General features: G+C 58.4%; 11 protein-coding genes and 1 pseudogene. 2 read left to right on the top strand and 10 right to left on the bottom strand.

The features are described from left to right. Window positions 1-49: 49 nt before the first annotated feature. The 4 genes and pseudogenes from QEV83_RS07500 to QEV83_RS19460 all read right to left on the bottom strand — a co-directional run. Window positions 50-934: a 2OG-Fe(II) oxygenase gene (locus tag QEV83_RS07500; RefSeq protein WP_280130580.1), complete on the bottom strand. Its 885-nt coding sequence runs from the start codon at window positions 932-934 to the stop codon at window positions 50-52. Between the two features lie 279 nt (window positions 935-1,213). Further along, window positions 1,214-3,340 (bottom strand): sodium:proton antiporter, encoded by a 2,127-nt coding sequence (locus tag QEV83_RS07495; protein ID WP_280130579.1) that lies wholly within the window; start codon window positions 3,338-3,340, stop codon window positions 1,214-1,216. Window positions 3,341-3,462: 122 nt separating this feature from the next. Continuing rightward, a complete protein-coding gene (ybaL, locus tag QEV83_RS07490) occupies window positions 3,463-5,157 on the bottom strand; it encodes a YbaL family putative K(+) efflux transporter (protein ID WP_348273274.1) in 1,695 nt (564 codons plus the stop codon). Window positions 5,158-5,329: 172 nt separating this feature from the next. Continuing rightward, window positions 5,330-5,994 (bottom strand): annotated as a pseudogene (locus QEV83_RS19460) (tetratricopeptide repeat protein); the annotation flags it as partial. Between the two features lie 247 nt (window positions 5,995-6,241). On the opposite strand from QEV83_RS19460, the gene gnd reads away from it, so the two are divergent. Continuing rightward, window positions 6,242-7,240 carry a phosphogluconate dehydrogenase (NAD(+)-dependent, decarboxylating) gene (gene gnd, locus QEV83_RS07485; RefSeq protein WP_280130577.1) on the top strand — a complete coding sequence of 333 codons (999 nt, stop codon included), beginning with the start codon at window positions 6,242-6,244 and terminating at the stop codon, window positions 7,238-7,240. Window positions 7,241-7,332: 92 nt separating this feature from the next. Beyond that, the gene (pgl, locus tag QEV83_RS07480) at window positions 7,333-8,055 is read left to right on the top strand and encodes a 6-phosphogluconolactonase (RefSeq protein ID WP_280130576.1); all 723 of its coding nucleotides are present in this window, start codon (window positions 7,333-7,335) and stop codon (window positions 8,053-8,055) included. 20 nt (window positions 8,056-8,075) lie between these two features. Here the strand turns inward: pgl and QEV83_RS07475 are convergent, their stop codons facing one another. The 6 genes from QEV83_RS07475 to QEV83_RS07450 all read right to left on the bottom strand — a co-directional run bounded on the left by QEV83_RS07475 (window position 8,076) and on the right by QEV83_RS07450 (window position 16,769). Next, entirely contained in the window at window positions 8,076-9,611 is a 1,536-nt protein-coding gene (locus QEV83_RS07475; RefSeq protein WP_280130575.1) for an FAD-dependent oxidoreductase, read from the bottom strand. Window positions 9,612-9,729: 118 nt separating this feature from the next. Beyond that, window positions 9,730-10,731: an adenosine kinase gene (locus tag QEV83_RS07470; RefSeq protein ID WP_280130574.1), complete on the bottom strand. Its 1,002-nt coding sequence runs from the start codon at window positions 10,729-10,731 to the stop codon at window positions 9,730-9,732. A gap of 635 nt (window positions 10,732-11,366) precedes the next feature. Continuing rightward, window positions 11,367-12,362: a cysteine synthase A gene (gene cysK, locus QEV83_RS07465; RefSeq protein WP_280130573.1), complete on the bottom strand. Its 996-nt coding sequence runs from the start codon at window positions 12,360-12,362 to the stop codon at window positions 11,367-11,369. Window positions 12,363-12,557: 195 nt separating this feature from the next. Then, window positions 12,558-13,220, bottom strand: coding sequence for a peroxiredoxin (locus QEV83_RS07460; RefSeq protein WP_280130572.1), 663 nt, complete (start codon window positions 13,218-13,220; stop codon window positions 12,558-12,560). Between the two features lie 404 nt (window positions 13,221-13,624). Then, window positions 13,625-14,107 (bottom strand): L-2-amino-thiazoline-4-carboxylic acid hydrolase, encoded by a 483-nt coding sequence (locus QEV83_RS07455; RefSeq protein ID WP_280130571.1) that lies wholly within the window; start codon window positions 14,105-14,107, stop codon window positions 13,625-13,627. A gap of 28 nt (window positions 14,108-14,135) precedes the next feature. After that, window positions 14,136-16,769, bottom strand: a complete 2,634-nt coding sequence (locus QEV83_RS07450; protein ID WP_280130570.1) for a DUF3772 domain-containing protein — start codon at window positions 16,767-16,769, stop codon at window positions 14,136-14,138. Window positions 16,770-16,800 lie beyond the last annotated feature (31 nt).

The following is a 16,800-nucleotide window of genomic DNA, read 5'->3' as shown; positions in this document are numbered from 1 at the left end:
CAGATGCGCCTTACCCTTGGGAGGAAGCGTGAACCCGGCACGTTCTACGCTATTTCCGCCACCACATCTTGAGCTTCTGGTATCCGTCCACAACAAACGGGGGGACCGTATATTTGACGGCGTTCATGATTTTCTCGCGCCGCGCCGCGTTGCGCGGATTGTACACCACCGTGGTGTGAAAGGTCGTATCTTCCCCGTCGTCCCGCCCATTCGTGTAATAGGCCGTGCAGGCGGAGCGCCGCTGCCGCCCGTTCGGCGCCTCGACCGGCTTTGGATGCCCGTGCAGACTTCTCTTCGATTCATAGAAAAGGATGGACCGGCCGAAAACCGGGAAAACTTCCGCCTCGCACTTTTCTTCCTCGATGTTCCACAATTCGAGCGCGCCGCCGTAGGACGGCAACCAATCCTTGTTCAGATAGGTGATAAAGATCAACCGGTTCTCAAGCTTCGTGGTGGCGTGCTGGGTATAGTCCGTGTGCAACGCAAATTTTCCCCCAGTGGGAATGGAATGGAGGCCTCCGCCATCTAGTCCTGGATCCGTAATCAGCCCTCCGATTCCGGTAATTTGTTGCAGCAACGCGATAAATCGACCGGAGTGAATGGTATTAAAATATAACTCCGCTGCGTTGCCAAGACGAGCAAATGGTCGCGTCGCGAGTTTCTTTTCGTTCATATTATTATAGACTTGTAGCTGGTCCTTTTTGAGGAGGTCAAACTCATCATACATCGCTTCAAGGAGTGCCGGAGCGAAGAGGCCGTCCAAGATCAGGTGCGGGAAAGGCCGATTGTTGACAAACGCCTCCCTCAACTCCGCAATCTTCGCGGGAGTGAAAAACGCATCGTTCAGGATTTCGTCAAAACTGAGTGTTCTCCCGCCGATCACCACGTGATCAGGTTGAAACTGGCTAACAGGGGCCAAATTGCTTTGTGTCATCTGAGAATCATCCACCAAAAGACCAAGACTATTTTCTAAGCGCATTTTGCGGGATTTTTTTGATGCAGTTCAATGTCTTCAAAAAAATGCATCCTTGAGCGCGTTTGGAACGTAATGACCGGCTAAAAAGATTCGCCTAAATTCATATACGTCATGAATGACAATAGCGAAAAAGTAGAGCGCTTTTCCGGGACATGCTGTCACAGCCTCCACGAAAGTAATTTATACACGATATGTTCCCTATGAGCAAATGTCCAAAAGAGCGCCTCCTCTCGCGATCTACCTCAGGAACAACCAGGTGACCGCCACGAAAAGCGGGAGAAGAATTGCTCCCGACCAGAGCATATAGGGAAAGAAGCCCGGCATCCGCACACCGGTGCGGCGGGCGATGGCGTACACCATGAAATTTGGCGCATTGCCGATATAGGTATTGGCCCCCATGAACACCGCACCGAGAGAAATCGCCGTCAGTGTCTTGGACAGCGATCCCATGAGCGTTGCCGGATCTCCCCCCGCGAGCTCGAAAAACACAAGATAGGTTGGCGCATTGTCGAGGAAGGACGAAAGCAACCCCGTTGCCCAGAAATAGACGGCGTTGTTTGGCGTTCCATCGGCATGAGAAAGAGCCTGGATCACCGCCGAAAATGGACCGCTCGTGCCAGCTTGCAGCATCGCCATGACTGGAATGATACAGATGAAAATACCGGCGAAGAGATAGGCGACTTCCCGGATCGGCTCCCACTCGAAGCCATTTGCGGCGCGCAAGTGTGCGTTCGTCAGGCGAAGCGATGCAAGCCCGACCAAGATCATAACGAGTTCGCGAACGAGGTTTTGCAGTTCGATCCGCGTTCCAAGTACCTCGAAGCCTATGCCTGGCCGCCACACACCGCTCGCGACGATGGCGAGAACCGCAATGCCGATGAGGCAGATATTGACGAGTCCGCGGACGCGCAGTCCTTCCCTTTGGGCGTCCACGATCTGTGGATGGTGCTTCTCGCGCCGGAACAAATAGGTATCGACGAGAAAAAAACTGACCAGCAAGACAGCTGCGGCGAACAAAGTCTGCGGCCATAAAGCGCGCATGGTCCAGAAGAAATCCACGCCATGCAAATAGCCAAGGAAGAGGGGAGGATCGCCAAGCGGTGTCAAGGCGCCGCCAATGTTCGAAACGAGAAAAATGAAGAAGACCACCACATGGGCATTGAAAGGACGCGCCTTGTTGGCGCGGATCAGGGGCCGGATGAGGATCATCGAGGCGCCTGTCGTTCCGACAAGGCTGGCGGTCATCGTGCCGAGTGCGAGAATCGCGACATTGACCTTTGGCGAGCCTTTGAGTTCACCTTCGATGACGATGCCCCCCGCAGCGGTGAAGAGCGCAAAAAGCATGAGAATGAAGGGAATATAGTCGAGCGCCATATTGTGGACGAATCCCGCCAAGGTCGCGGACGGACCCTCGACGGCGGCAAGGCCAGCGAGCGTCAGAATCGCCCAGAACGCCGCTGCCTTTTCATAGTGGATATGCCACCATTCCTTGACAACGAGCGGTCCAAGCGCGATCGAAAGCAGCATCCCGGCAAAGGGCAATGCGAGCGGCCATGGCAAATTGCGATGATCGTGGGGAGAGCTTGGTGGCTCGGTATTTTTGGCCATGGTCGCGTTGAGTTCATCGAGCGCTTGTTTCGCCGGGGTGAGCTGCGGGTCGAGTTTGAGCGCGGTTTCATAGTCTTGACGCGCATGCTCGAGGTCCTGTTTGCTCCGATAGATGTTGGCGCGGTCGAGGAATGCGTCCGCGAATTTGGGATCAAGCTCTGCCGCCTTGCTGAAATCGGCGAGCGCCAGGTCGAGATTGTTTTGGGCCTGGTAGGCTGCGCCGCGCTCGGCATAAAGCGCGGCCGATTGCGGATCGATTCGCAGGGCCTCGCCGAAATCGGATAAAGCCTTGTCGAGGTCTCCCTTGGCCTGGTAAGCCTTGGCGCGACCGCGATACGCAACAGGCAAATTCTTGTCGAGCCGCAGCGCCGAACTGTAATCCGCGATGGCGCGATCAAGATCGCCTTTTTCCTGATGGATCCCCGCGCGCTTGGTCAGCGCGAGAGGTGACTTTGGATTGAGCCGCAGCGCCTTGTCGAGGTCGGCGATAGCGCGGTCGAGATCACCGGCGGCTTGGTAGGCGCCGCTCCGGTTGATGTAGGCCGCAAGCTGATTGCGTTTGGTCTGCTTGCTCCCCCGCGCGAGAATCTCCGTACAAGCCGCGATCCGTGCCTCGGTGGCGCCGTCGCGGCAAACCGGCCAAGGGTCCTTCTTTGCGAGGGCTTCCGCGCTCAGCGCAACGCAAAAGAGCACCGCGAGGAGTAAACGGGTAATAAAGGACCTCTCAAATCCCGCGAAAGAAAAAGAAACTGCCAAGGGATAGCTCCTGAAGGCACGCCAAACCGTTACCCCGCCTTCTTACTGATAGAAAGGGGGGCGCAGAGGCGGCAGTGGCAAGAGACACGGAGGGCGACAGGTTCGAGCGCCCGCGTCCAAATTCAAGAAAATTTTCCGAATGTCTCCAGCACATAGCTACCCATGCCCTTGGCAAGTTGGGCTTCCACAAAAAAAACTTTATCGACTGCGTCTTGCTCAAGCAATAAGGCTTCCTCTTCGTTATGGGTACGGACGATCGTTGTGATGCCAGGATTGAGCGTGCGTGCCTTCTTGACCATCTGCCTCACATTGATGGTGTCGGGCGTGGCAACGACGAGCATGCGGGCACGAGCGGTGTGGGCCTGAACCAAGACGGCGGGGTCCGCAGCATCTCCGCAGACGGCCGCGATCCCGCGCTTTCTCAGGCGTTCGACGAGTTCGCGTTTTTGATCCGCTACGACGAAGGGAATGTTATGTTCGGCAAGACATTCGCCAATGCGTCGTCCGACACGGCCGTATCCCACCAGAACGACCTGCCCTGACAAGTATTTTTCGTCGGTAGCGTAAGGCATCTCGGCCAAGGGATCGAGAGGCCGTTCCAACTTCCGGGCGAGTGCCGAACGGGAGCGAAACCAGACCAGCAACGGCTCCACTGTGGCAAACAGCAGCGGGTTGACGGCGATCGAGATCAGGGCGCCGGCTAGAATCAGGCTTTGTCCTTCGACCGGAAGGAGACCCAGCCCAACTCCCAGCCCAGCCAAAATGAAAGAGAATTCGCCGATCTGCGCTAGGCTCGCCGACACGGTCAGCGCCGTGGTCAACGGGTAGCGAAAGGCTAGGACCAATGCACCTGCGGCGATCGATTTGCCAATTACGATGATCCCAACCACGGCAAGGATCCGCAGTGGTTGCTCAATCAATACGCTTGGGTCGAACAGCATCCCAACCGAGACGAAAAACAGCACGGCGAACGCTTCTCGCAGTGGCAGAGATTCCTCGGCCGCCCGGTGACTGAACTCGGACTCGCGCATGACCGTGCCGGCGAAAAATGCCCCAAGGGCGAAGGACACACCAAACAGCTTGGAGGCCGCATAGGCAATGCTGACAGCCGCGGCCACGACGCAAAGGGTGAATAGTTCTCGAGAACCGGTTTGTGCAACGAGCCAAAGAAGTTTCGGGAAGACCTTGCGGCCGACAACAAGCATCAAAACGATGAAGGTAGCGACCTCGGCGAAAGTGATGGCAAGCGTTTGCCATAGACTCCGGTCGTGATGGGCGGACGGGTTGCCGCCAAGCCAACTTGCCAATGGAGGGAGCATCACGAGGACCAGGACCATGGCCAAATCCTCGACAATCAGCCAGCCCACCGCGATTCGTCCGTTCATGGTTTCGAGAGCGCCGCGCGCTTCCAGGGCCCGAAGCAGCACAACGGTGCTCGCGACAGACAGTGCCAGGCCGAAAACCAGCGATCCCCCCAAACTCCAGCCCCAGCCGATGGCAACACTGGCACCCAGTAAGGTCGCAACGCCAATTTGCAGCACGGCACCCGGCAACGCGATCTTTTGTACCTCCAGCAGGTCGTCGAGTGAAAAGTGCAGTCCGACGCCGAACATCAGCAGCATTACGCCGATTTCGGCGAGTTCCTTTGCAATTCCAGCGTCGCCAACGAAGCCAGGTGTGAATGGCCCCATGAGGATACCGGCCAACAAATATCCGACTAGGGCTGGAAGCTTTATCCGAACTGCAAGAAAGCCGAGCACGAGGGACAGACCAAGCGCCGTGGCAACGGTGGTGATCAGGGGAAGGCTATGGGAAATTAATTCGCCTTCGGGGCGAGCCGAGTCTGCTGTCATCGTGGGTGCGGGAACCGGAACATTCGGCGGCTCGGTATTTTTGGCCATGGTCGCGTTGAGTTCATCGAGCGCTTGTTTCGCCGGGGCGAGCTGCGGGTCGAGTTTGAGCGCGGTTTCATAGTCTTGACGGGCGTGCTCGAGGTCCTGTCTGCCGCGATAGATGTTGGCGCGGTTGAGGAATGCGTCCGCGAATTTGGGATCAAGCTCTGCCGCCTTGCTGAAATCGGCGAGCGCCAGGTCGAGATTGTTTTGGCCCTGGTAGGCTGCGCCGCGCTCGGCATAAAGCGCGGCCGATTGCGGATCGATTCGCAGGGCCTCGCCGAAATCGGATAGAGCCTTGTCGAGGTCTCCCTTGGCCCGGTAGGCCTTGGCGCGGCCGCGATATGCCGCAGCCAAATTCTTGTCGAGCCGCAGCGCCGAACTGTAATCCGCGATGGCGCGATCAAGATCGCCTTTTTCCTGATGGATCCCCGCGCGCTTGGTCAGCGCGAGAGGTGACTTTGGGTTGAGCCGCAGCGCCTTGTCGAGGTCGGCGATAGCGCGGTCGAGATCACCGGCGGCTTGGTAGGCGCTGCTCCGGTTGATGTAGGCCGCAAGCTGATTGCGTTTGGTCTGCTTGCTCCCCCGCGTGAGAATCTCCGTACAAGCGACGATCCGTGCCTCGGTGGCGCCGTCGCGGCAAACCGGCCAAGGGTCCTTCTTCGCGAGGGCTTCCGCGCTCAGCGCAACGCAAAAGAGTCCCGCAAGGAGTATGGCAATAAAGGACCTCTCAAATCCCGCGAAAGAAAAAGAAACCGCCAAGGGATAGCTCCTGAAAGAAAACGCGCCATTCCTCGCTCTTCGTCGCGTTGAATTGCGCGCGCGGCTTGCGAAGAAAACACCGCAACGGTGCAGAATTGCTAGAAGCGCCCAAGGGCGCCCATTGCCGTGAGCGGAAGCAATCGAACTTATGGTCCGCTGGCGCGTTCCGCATGTGGGGCTTTACAGCAGGACGGCTTGCCGCGAAAGCGGGTTCCGCAAAGAGTTCGGCCCACATAGAGGTAGCGCAATGCAGTTGGGCGTGGTTGGCCTCGGGCGAATGGGGAGCAATATCGCGCGGCGATTGCACCGTGCGGGACATCAATGCGTGATTTATAACCGGAGTCCGGAGCCGGTGGCGCAACTTGCCGCCGAGGGCCTGATTCCGGCGGCGGATTTGCCAAGTCTTATCAAGAAACTCGATCCCCCCCGCGCGGTCTGGATGATGCTTCCCGCCGGTGCTGTCACTGAAGATGTGATCCATGCGTTGAGCGGGATATTGAGCGCCGGCGATATTTTGATCGATGGCGGCAACAGCTTCTACAAGGATGATATCCGGCGCGCGAAAGTGCTGGGCGGCAAGCTCATCACCTATATCGATATCGGCACGTCGGGCGGGATATGGGGACTGGAACGCGGCTATTGCATGATGATTGGCGGCGCGAAGGCGGCCGTTGAGTATCTTGATCCCATTTTCAAGGCGCTGGCCCCCGGCCTCGGTGCCATTGCGCGAACGCCTGGCCGGGAGGGACGCGACCCACGCGCCGAACAAGGCTACATCCATGCAGGTCCCGCGGGGGCAGGGCATTTTGTCAAGATGATCCACAATGGGATCGAGTATGGGCTGATGCAGGCCTATGCCGAGGGATTTGATATTTTGCGCGGCAAGGCCGGCCCCGGCCTTGCAGAAGGCGAACGGTTCGGGCTCGATCTTGCCGATATCGCGGAAGTGTGGCGGCGTGGCAGTGTCATTTCATCCTGGCTTCTCGATCTCAGCGCGATGGCGCTCGCCGAGGATCCCAGTCTTTCGAAGTTTATCGGCGCGGTCCAGGATTCGGGCGAAGGCCGCTGGACGATCGATGCGGCCGTTGAAGAAGGTGTCCCGGCGAACGTCCTTGCCGCATCCCTTTTCGAGCGGTTTCGTTCGCGGGAGGAGCACAGTTATGGCGACAAGCTTTTGTCGGCGATGCGTGCAAAGTTTGGAGGCCACGTCGAGAGCGCTTCGAAAAATCCGGCCCTGGACCGGTGACATTAAGCGGTTTGCGGGCTAAGGAAAAGCATGCACAAACGAAGCTTCTTCCCGCTGGCATCTCTCTCGCGGGCTGTGGGACACTGTAGCGCATGACGCCGGCGCCGGTTTTAGAGGTCGCTGAAGATGCGGAGTCTTTGGCTTTGCAGGTCGCGCGTTTTGTCGCGTCGCGGATTTCCTCTGCCACGGATCGTTTCAGTCTGAGTCTTTCCGGGGGCTCGACCCCAAAGCGGGTCTATGAGCTTCTTGGAGCTGGAGGTTTGGGCGTTTCGCCCGATTGGCGGAAAGTTCATGTGTTCTGGGGTGACGAGCGTTTTGTGCCCCCTGATCATCCGGACAGCAATTTCAAAATGGCACGGGACGCCCTCCTTGACCATGTGGCCATTCCGCCAGCGCAGGTTCACCCGATTTTAACGAGCGCGGGGACGCCGGAAAAAGCGGCCTTATTGTACGAGGCAGTGCTGCAAAGTTTTTACAAAAGCAGGACACTCGACCCAGCGCGTCCGCTGTTCGATGTGACTTTGCTGGGCCTTGGCGAGGATGGCCACATCGCGTCGCTGTTCCCAGGCACGAATGCACTTAGCGAGCGCCGCACCTGGGTAACATCCATCATTGGGGCAAAGCCGGAGCCGCGCATTTCTCTGACCTATCCGGCGCTGGAATCAAGCAGCTTGATTCTCTTTGTGGTGTCGGGCGAGAAAAAGCGCGATATCCTCGCGCGGGTGCTAGCCAACGATCTCGCGCTTCCCGCGTCGAGATTGTCCACCAACGGCACAATCCACGTCTTTGCCGATCGTGCCGCGCTGCCTGAATAAGGGCGGCCGCGAAGTATTGCCTACCTTGCCGCGGCAATGACTCGCTCGAAGGCGGCTTCGGCTTCGAGAGATTCGAGATCGCGTCCAAGCGTGGCCACAGCCAATTTCCTCCCCCCGAGATAAAAGTTTATCGTGCAGTCGCGCGCGGCGAGACTGCCGAGGATTTCCATTTTGTCCCAGCGTTCGGCATGCCCCACATAGCCGATCTGAAGATCATATTGTTCAGTCCAGAAGAAGGGCACGGCGTCGAATCGCTCCTTCGCGCCAAGAATATTGCGGGCGGCGGTTTGGCCCTGCCGCTCGGCAACCACGAAATGCTCGACGCGAATGGTTTCGCCGGTGAGCGGGTCAGGCCAGCGCGCGATATCTCCCGCTGCGAAAATGCCGGGTGCTTGCGTCTCAAGATAGGCGTCCACCACGACGCCACGGTCGATCGTGAGCCCGGCCTCTTCAGCCAAGGACGTCAAGGGCCGCACCCCGATGCCGGCGACGACGAGATCGGCCTCGATGGTTTCTCCATTTTTCAAGACGACGCTTCGCTCCGTGATCGAAACCGCGGTTGTGCCAAGGTGAAAGCGTACACCATGATCGGTATGAATACGGCGAACGAAATTTCCGATGTCCGGTCCCAGAATTCGCTCCATGGGGACTGCTTCGGGCGCCACGACATCGACTTCGAGACCGCGCGCGCGAAGCGAGGCCGCGACCTCAAGACCGATGAAGCTCGCGCCGATCACCACGGCCCGCCGCGCCTTGAGGACCTTGGCGATAAGAGACCCGCTGTCGGCCAGAGTCCGCAAATAATGGACATGTGGAAGATCGCTGCCGGGGATATTGAGCCGGATGGGTTCGGCTCCGGTGGCGAGGAGGAGGGCGTCAAACGTCAATTCGCTCCCGCCGGTAAGCCGCAACTTGCGGCCAGCCTGATCGATCGAGGCCACCCGCGTGGTGAGACGCAGATCAATTTTCTTTTCCTTGTAGAACTCAAGGGGGCGCAAGGGTATCCAATCCGCCTCGGCCGAGCCCGCGAGAAAGCCCTTTGAGAGATTTGGGCGGTCATAGGGGCCATTCTCGTCGGCGCTCACCATCGTGATGGCGCCAGAATAGCCCTCGTTCCTGAGCGTTTCGGCGGCGGCATTGCCGGCCGCGCCGCCGCCGACGATGACGACCGTTCCCGGCAACTTCGGCGAGGTCAACGGGGGCCGTGGCACAATTTCAAGTTTATCTCGAACATACACGGTTCCCCGGATATGTTCGACGCGCCAGCAGGATACGGGACTGAGAGCTGGAGCCCGGACCGCCAAGCCGGTGCGCAGGGAGAAACAGGCGTGATGCCACGGGCAGCGAACCGTTTCGCCAACCATTAGACCCTCGGTGAGCGACCCGCTGTAGTGAGTGCATGTAGCCCCGATCGCAAAAATCTCCTCGCCACGGCGGGCGAGGAGCGCGGGCTCGCCACCCACGTGGCCAGCGAGCATGCCGCCGTCTGGGAGATCGCTGAAGGGGATGCCTTGCCGCAAATCCGGGCCGGCCGGTTGGGCGGGTTCCGAACTCATCAGTGCCTCCTCGCGATGTTGATGCTTGCTACTGGGGTTTACCGTTAGACGCGCATGCGCTGCGAAGGTTCCACGAGATTTCAGGTCTTGACGGCGGGCGGTATCGCCATGGTCAAAGCTAGAGTGCGAGACCGTTTTGCGCGGCGAGCTGGCGGAGGTTGGCGAGCGGCCGCGCGCCGATGTGCTGGATGATTTCGGCGGCTGCGAGGGCGCCGATCCGGGCGCAGGTTTCGAGGTCTTTGCTCTTGGTCAGTCCGGCAAGAAATCCGGCCGCAAAGAGATCCCCGGCGCCCGTGGTATCGACCACGGTCTCAACCGGGAAGGCGGGGACGGCCAGAACTCCGTCCTTGGTCACCATGACGGAACCTTGCTCGGAGCGGGTTACGGCGCCGAGGATGTTTTCAGAACGCAGTTGTGCGACAGCGGTGTCGAAATCTGCTGTTTGATACAACGAATGCAGCTCGCTTTCGTTGGCGAAGACGATTTGCACCATCCCAGAGCGGATAAGCCCGAGGAATTCATCCCGGTAGCGGTCGACGCAAAAAGAATCGGACAAGGTTAAAGCAACCTGGCGGCCAGCTGCCTGGGCGATTTTAGCGGCCTTCGCCAAAGCGGCTTTCGCGGCGGGAGGATCCCACATATAGCCTTCGAGATAGACGATGGCCGACTGCTTGACGAGGTCTTCATCGACATCCGCCTCTGACAGGTTCTGGCAGGCGCCCAAGAAGGTGTTCATCGTGCGCTGGCCGTCTGGCGTCACGAGCACGAGACAGCGCCCGCTGGCCGGACCATCTTTTGCGCAGGGCGTTGAAAAATCGACCTTGGCCGCACGAATATCGTGGATATAGGAGGCGCCCGCGTCGTCAGCCTTCAGCTTGCCGATGAAAGCGGCGGTGCAGCCAAGGCTTGCCGCGCCAATGACCGTATTGGCGGCGGAGCCTCCCGACACGATGGTTGCCGGACCCATGGCCTTATAGAGAACCTCTGCACGCGCCTCGTCGATCAACGTCATGCCGCCCTTATTGAGGCCCTCGGCGGCGAGGAAATCATCATCGGCCGTGCTGATAACGTCAACGATCGCGTTCCCAAGACCGAGCACATCGAATCGGCTGGCTGGCATAAAAATCCCCGGAAAAGTAGTGAAGGAGCGCAGGGAAAGGGCGTCGCGCTATGAACTGTCAATTCCGGGCATGAAAACTGTGTTTTCACGCGTCCGGGCGAAGATGCCTGAGATCCGGCTCATGCTCCAGCGGAGCTGTTAACAGACTCATCAAACGCAACGCAAGCGTTGTTTTAAACTGTCAGCCGGCTTCTGTGCCAAGAGTTAAGGTGGTTTTAAAACGGAGTTTGATGATGAAACCCTACAAGGGAGGCATTCCTGGCCATCCTCTGTGGAGTCGGGGAAATTTACGGAAGGGCGCTTTACCCTCCGCCACGCCGAATAAGAATTCTTGCGCAATCGCCGCTTAATATACCCTGCTGGTCAGGGCTTATCTTTGCGAGTTGCGGCGCCGTCCCCGGTTTGGCAGGCGCGCAAGCCCGCGCTGATTGAGGAAAGCGGCGGTCATAGCCATGGAAATCATCGCTGACCCGAACAAAATGAACTCAACCATGGAACATCTCCATCATTCCAGCAGCTAATTCAAGCAATATTTATGCCAGACTGTCGCTCCCCAATCGTCTAAACTCAACCCGCCTTCTTCCAAATGGTTCCCAACATCTTATCTTCGCTCAAAAACGTGCCTGAACATCGTTTCAGAGACCCTCGAAGAGCGCGGTCGACAAATAGCGTTCGGCAAAAGACGGAATGATAAGCACGACGTTCTTGCCCTCGAACTCCGGACGCAGGCCGACTTCCACGGCGGCGGCGACAGCGGCGCCCGAGGAGATTCCAACCGGGATGCCTTCCAGGCGGGCAACGAGCCGCGCTGTGTCGAAAGCTGTCTGATTGCCAACCGTCAAGACCTCATCGATCAAGGACCGGTCGAGGATCGCGGGTACGAAACCGGCGCCGATGCCTTGGATTTTGTGCGGACCAGCCTGGCCGCCCGAGAGAACCGGCGAATCTTCCGGTTCGACTGCGATAACCTTGAGGGAAGGCCGCCGGGGCTTCAGGACCTGCGCGACTCCTGTGATGGTCCCCCCCGTGCCTACGGCGGAGACGAAAACATCGATTTCACCCTTCGTGTCGTTCCAGATTTCTTCAGCCGTGGTGAGCCGATGGATTTCCACATTCGCCGGATTTTCAAACTGTCGTGGAATGACAGCGCCTGGTGTCGACTCGGCGAGTTCCTGGGCCTTGGCGATGGCGCCTTTCATCCCTTGCGGAGCCGGCGTGAGGATGAGTTCGGCGCCAAGCAGAGCAAGCATCTTGCGGCGTTCGATCGACATTGATTCCGGCATCACCAGAATAAGTTTATAGCCGCGCGCCGCCGCGACGAAAGCCAGAGCAATCCCGGTATTGCCAGACGTCGGTTCGATGAGAGTGTTTTTGCCCGGCGCGATTTTCCCCGTGGCTTCCATGACCGAAATCATATGGACGCCGATGCGATCCTTGACACTGGCGATCGGATTGAAGAATTCGAGCTTGGCGAGAAGGTTGGCCTTGACGCCCTTTTCCCTAGCGATCTTTTTGAGGCGAACAAGAGGCGTATCGCCAATCGTCTCCGTAATCGAATCGTAAATGCGGCCGCGTCCCGGCACATGCGCCGCGTCCAGGTTTTCGAGCTGCTTTGCGGCTGTTTGGGCCATGATTGTTCCTTATGGATACTTCACAAGACGATTGACGCGAGATCACCCGGCGTTCCTAGGTGACACCCGCAGCCGCGCGGACGGGAACCCAAAGCCTTGGCTCCAAAGATAATTCAGCATGTGGATCATCAAAGTCAAGGAGCTCCCGCATATCTCCGCGCGGCCTCCTGCGCGTGGGAAGAGCAAGGAGCAAGATCAGCCGCGCGGCTGCGGCACGATCCGCAAATAGGGGCGCGGCGCTTTCCATCCTTGCGGGTAAATTTTCTTGGCGTCATCGTCGGTCACCGAACCGGCAATGATGACGTCATCGCCCTGCTTCCAGTTGACCGGCGTCGCGACCTTGTGTTTGGCGGTCAATTGCAGCGAGTCGATCACCCGCAGGACCTCGTCGAAATTGCGGCCCGTCGTCATCGGATAGACGATGATGAGTTTGATTTTTTTGTCCGGCCCAATGACGAAGACGTTGCGCACCGTCTGGTTGTCAGCGGGAGTCCTCGTGGAAGGATCACCGGAGGCGCTGGCGGGGAGCATCCCCCACAGCTTTGAGATGCTCAAATCGGTATCGCCGATCATGGGATAGTTTGGCGCGGTGCCTTGCGTTTCGGCGATATCAACCGACCACTTCTTGTGGTTTTCGACCGGATCGACGCTCAGCCCGATGATCTTGGTGTTGCGGCGATCGAACTCGGGCTTCAATTTCGCCATATAGCCAAGTTCCGTCGTGCAGACCGGCGTGAAATCCTTGGGATGAGAAAAAAGGACCCCCCAAGAGTCCCCGAGCCATTCGTGAAACCGGATATGGCCCTCGGTTGTATCGGTTTCGAAATCCGGCGCGGTGTCGCCAAGTTGCAGTGCCATTGAATATCCTCCTGAATGTTTGCGAGGCGTGTCGGCTTTCAGACACGATCCACGATCATGTCTGATTGCCCTCCTCGCCTCTCGCGCCCTGTGCCCGGACGCTTGGCGACGAAAGTACAGGGTTTCTGGGTGACAAGCAAAAGATACGCCGACCGGCGCCGGAAGAGCCATGGCTGGAGCTGGACCGGACGGTGGTGCCATGTCCGCCCTTGGTTTGGCCGCGGACAGCGTTCGAGTTGATAAGCGCCATCACTTCCCTGGCCGTGGCGCATCCGCCGCTCAACCTATCGGGACCGAGAGGCCCCTGAAATCAACAGAATTCATTATAATCTATCTACTAACTGAAGCAATTAAAATAAACGCATAGCTCTGGCTAGGCACGAAGGCCATTCAGCCGTGCTCTGTCATCCATGCTCTGTCAAAGTGTAGCGAAAATCGCAGAACTCGGCGCCTTCCATGATTATTTGCGTGCGGGTGAGCTGGATGGCGGGATTAAACCCCGTGCAAAAAGCGCCATCCCGGTTGCAAGAGAGAACACGGCCGAGGTCTGCGATTCCGAGTTCGCGGTACATTTCCGCGTAGCGGCACCGCTTCACGTTGAATTCCAAGCGATTCTTCGCTTGCGCTATCAGATCGATCGTCAGGGCATTATCCTCCAGCCACACGGCCAAAACGTCCGCATAGACCAAGAGGTCCGGGGGCTCCGCGTCCCCCGGCTGACAGGCTTGGGCGGCGAAAGCCGCGCCCGATTCGATGGCGAGACGGATCACTGCTTTCGAAAGGATTTCAACCGCCCGCGCGCGGCCGGTCTCCTCAATAAGAACATCGAAGATTGCCTTGGCGAATTGGGCTTCGATGCGGCGGCGTTCCAAGAGACTGATGGGCATCGCAATCACCCTGCAATAGGGAAGGAAATCAGCGTCCGGGCACGCCTCGCTTTGCTTGGCTTGCTGCGGAGAACTCATCGAGGTGCGGCGCCAAAAGCCTGCTGAAATTTTCGAGATTGATGATTTCCACCTTCTTTGTGTCCGGTGCCGCAGGGGAATCAAAGAATTTTTCTTCCTTGAACCGTTTGAAAATCTCGAAATTAAGGTCGCTCTTGACGCGGACACTGGTTTCCACGTCGCCGACAAAGACACGCAGCTCGAAATTGAGGACGCTGTTGGATATTCCGGTAAACAGGATTTGCGGGGCCGGTATCGTCAAAACGAGCTGATTTGCCTTGGCGATCGCAATTAGAACTTCGCGGATCTTGGTTGGATCGGCGGCGGTTGCGACGGTCAGAGGTATTGACACCCGGCCGGTCCGGTCGTTGCGGACAAGATTGGTGACGACCCCGGTGATGAGGCTTGAGTTCGGGATGATGACTTGGGCGCGATCAAACGTCTCGATCTCGGTCGCGCGGACATTGATACGGCGCACAAACCCCTGGTCGCCGCCGACCACGATCCAATCGCCGACTCGGACTGTGCGTTCCCACAGGAGGATTAGGCCCGATACGAAATTGTTGACGATCGATTGAAGTCCAAATCCGATACCGACAGACAAAGCGCCGGCGACGATGGCAAGCTTTTCGAAACTCAATCCAAGATAGCCGAGCGCGAGGCCGGCAGCGATGAGAAAGCCGAGATAACCGAGGCTGGTGCGGATCGAATTGCGCAGGCCAATGTCGAAATTCATATGCGGAAACAGCTTGGAATCGACCCACTGTAGCACCGCGTGGAAAAACCCGAAGGCGAGCGCGAAAAGCGTGATGGCAATAAAAATATTGAACGGCGAAATCGTGATGTCGCCGACTTTGAAACCGAAAAAGGCGGCTCCGATATCGATGGGAACGTCACTCCGTTGAAGCCCCCAGGGTGCCAGCACGAGACCGGCCGCGACGACGAACAGCACAAGCCGGATGAAGCCGGAGAGGAGGACACCCGTCAGTTCGAGCGAGTTGCGATTGAAGCCAATGCTGGCGATCAGCCGATGCCCGAGCCGGGCAGTTGGCGCGAGGCTTGCGCTAATTGTCTCTTCGAGAAGGACGATCAACATGAACAAGACGCAGGCAATGGCGCCGACCCAAAAAAATTGTTCGAGGAGGAAACTGCCGAATGCGGCGTATCCGATTAGAACCGAGACGGTGATCGCGAAAGCCTCCACCCAGGAGACCAAACGCAAAATGTCAAACCATCCGCGCTGCCGTGTAACCTCGGGGCCAAGACAATCGTCCGTATCCAAGGTACTGCCGAAGCGCCACAGCTCGATACCGAGAAGGATCGCTCCCGCAAGGGCCGCGAGACCGCGCATGGTGACCGCGACGGGCAATGATGCACCGACAATGTCGTTGAGGGCCTCGAAAAGGCTGGCAACCGAAACAATGCAAGCAAGGATGATTGCAATACGGACGATGCTTTCGGCTGCTCTATCGTTGAGTTTTGGCAGCCGCCAATTGGGCCTGGTCGGAGCAAACAGACCGCGCGTAATTCCCGTTGCCGCCGCAATCCGGATCACCGCGACTCCGGCAGCCTGCATGAAAGGCTGCAATCGCGCATTGGTGAGATCAAATTCCTGGAAGACGAGGGAAACAATAACAACCATCGCAATGGCGGGACCCGTGATGACGAGTGCGATCCACCAGGCGCCCAGAATTTTTAAAAGGCGGCTTGGCTCCAAAACCTCGGGACTGCGCGCGAGAATACGCCGGGCGAGCTTCGCGAGCGGCACATAAAGCAAAAGGATCGCGGCCAGCGAGCCCCAGAAAACCGGCAGGCGCTGTCCATCGAGCCTTGCGTTGATGCCGTTGATCCATTCACTGAACACCGCCTTGATGGCGGCTGTGTCACTTGGCGCTTCTTGCCAGACCTTGGTCCAGAGATCTGGGTTTGCGATGCTCGCCGCCCGCGCGAACAAGGATCGTGTGAACAAAGCGCGCCGCCGCGCCGTGATATTCGCACTGTATTGATCGGCCTGGACGCCGATAAGCCGGGCGCGCTTCAGAAGTTCATCGATGTCATTATAGAGCTTTTGCTGATCAGCCCGGTCAGCTGTCACGGCGGGGCTTTCGGGCGCCGCTTGATCGTCGGGTTTCGGGCCAAGTTGATCGAGCCGCGCCTTAATACCGGCAAGGCGCGGCGTCAGGCGATCGACGGCATCGGCGGCGGCGGCCGAAATGGGATCGGTCTGCTGACGCAGATCTTGCAATTCGACATCGGTCAGCTCGTGACGCTCGAGACTGGCTTCGATTTGCTTCAAGGAAGCGCCGAGATTGTCGAGGATCGGGCCGATCGGCACTTGTTCCGGCGGCGGCGGCGCCGGGGGCGGCGGCATGGGGGGTCCGACGGGCTGCGCCATCTGAGCGGTGCCCGGCGCTGGAGCTTGCACCTGTGCTTGCCCCGGATCGGGCGTTGGCTTTTGGCCAGGGGTTTGTTTTTGTCCGGCGGGTTCGGCTTGGGCGCTGCTTTGTTTGGCGAGCTGCGCGTGTTTGGGGTGCGCTTGTCCGCAGGCGGGCGCCAACGCGGCGAGCGCAACAAAACCGAGCACACGGGCAAGAGTTTTCAGCAAGGCTTCTCCAGAATGGCGCCTGCCGCGGTCA

Origin of the sequence: Methylocapsa sp. D3K7 (genome assembly GCF_029855125.1) — a bacterium.
In the GTDB taxonomy this organism is placed as follows: domain Bacteria; phylum Pseudomonadota; class Alphaproteobacteria; order Rhizobiales; family Beijerinckiaceae; genus Methylocapsa.
This window is presented reverse-complemented; position numbering and strand designations above follow the sequence as displayed.

Excerpts from the sequence above, each read along its gene's own strand:
- QEV83_RS07500 (WP_280130580.1), bottom strand. The coding sequence starts at position 934 with ATGACACAAAGCAATTTGGCCCCTGTTAGCCAGTTTCAACCTGATCAC.
- gnd (WP_280130577.1), top strand. The coding sequence starts at position 6,242 with ATGCAGTTGGGCGTGGTTGGCCTCGGGCGAATGGGGAGCAATATCGCG.
- pgl (WP_280130576.1), top strand. The coding sequence starts at position 7,333 with ATGACGCCGGCGCCGGTTTTAGAGGTCGCTGAAGATGCGGAGTCTTTG.
- QEV83_RS07475 (WP_280130575.1), bottom strand. The coding sequence starts at position 9,611 with ATGAGTTCGGAACCCGCCCAACCGGCCGGCCCGGATTTGCGGCAAGGC.
- QEV83_RS07470 (WP_280130574.1), bottom strand. The coding sequence starts at position 10,731 with ATGCCAGCCAGCCGATTCGATGTGCTCGGTCTTGGGAACGCGATCGTT.
- cysK (WP_280130573.1), bottom strand. The coding sequence starts at position 12,362 with ATGGCCCAAACAGCCGCAAAGCAGCTCGAAAACCTGGACGCGGCGCAT.
- QEV83_RS07460 (WP_280130572.1), bottom strand. The coding sequence starts at position 13,220 with ATGGCACTGCAACTTGGCGACACCGCGCCGGATTTCGAAACCGATACA.
- QEV83_RS07455 (WP_280130571.1), bottom strand. The coding sequence starts at position 14,107 with ATGCCCATCAGTCTCTTGGAACGCCGCCGCATCGAAGCCCAATTCGCC.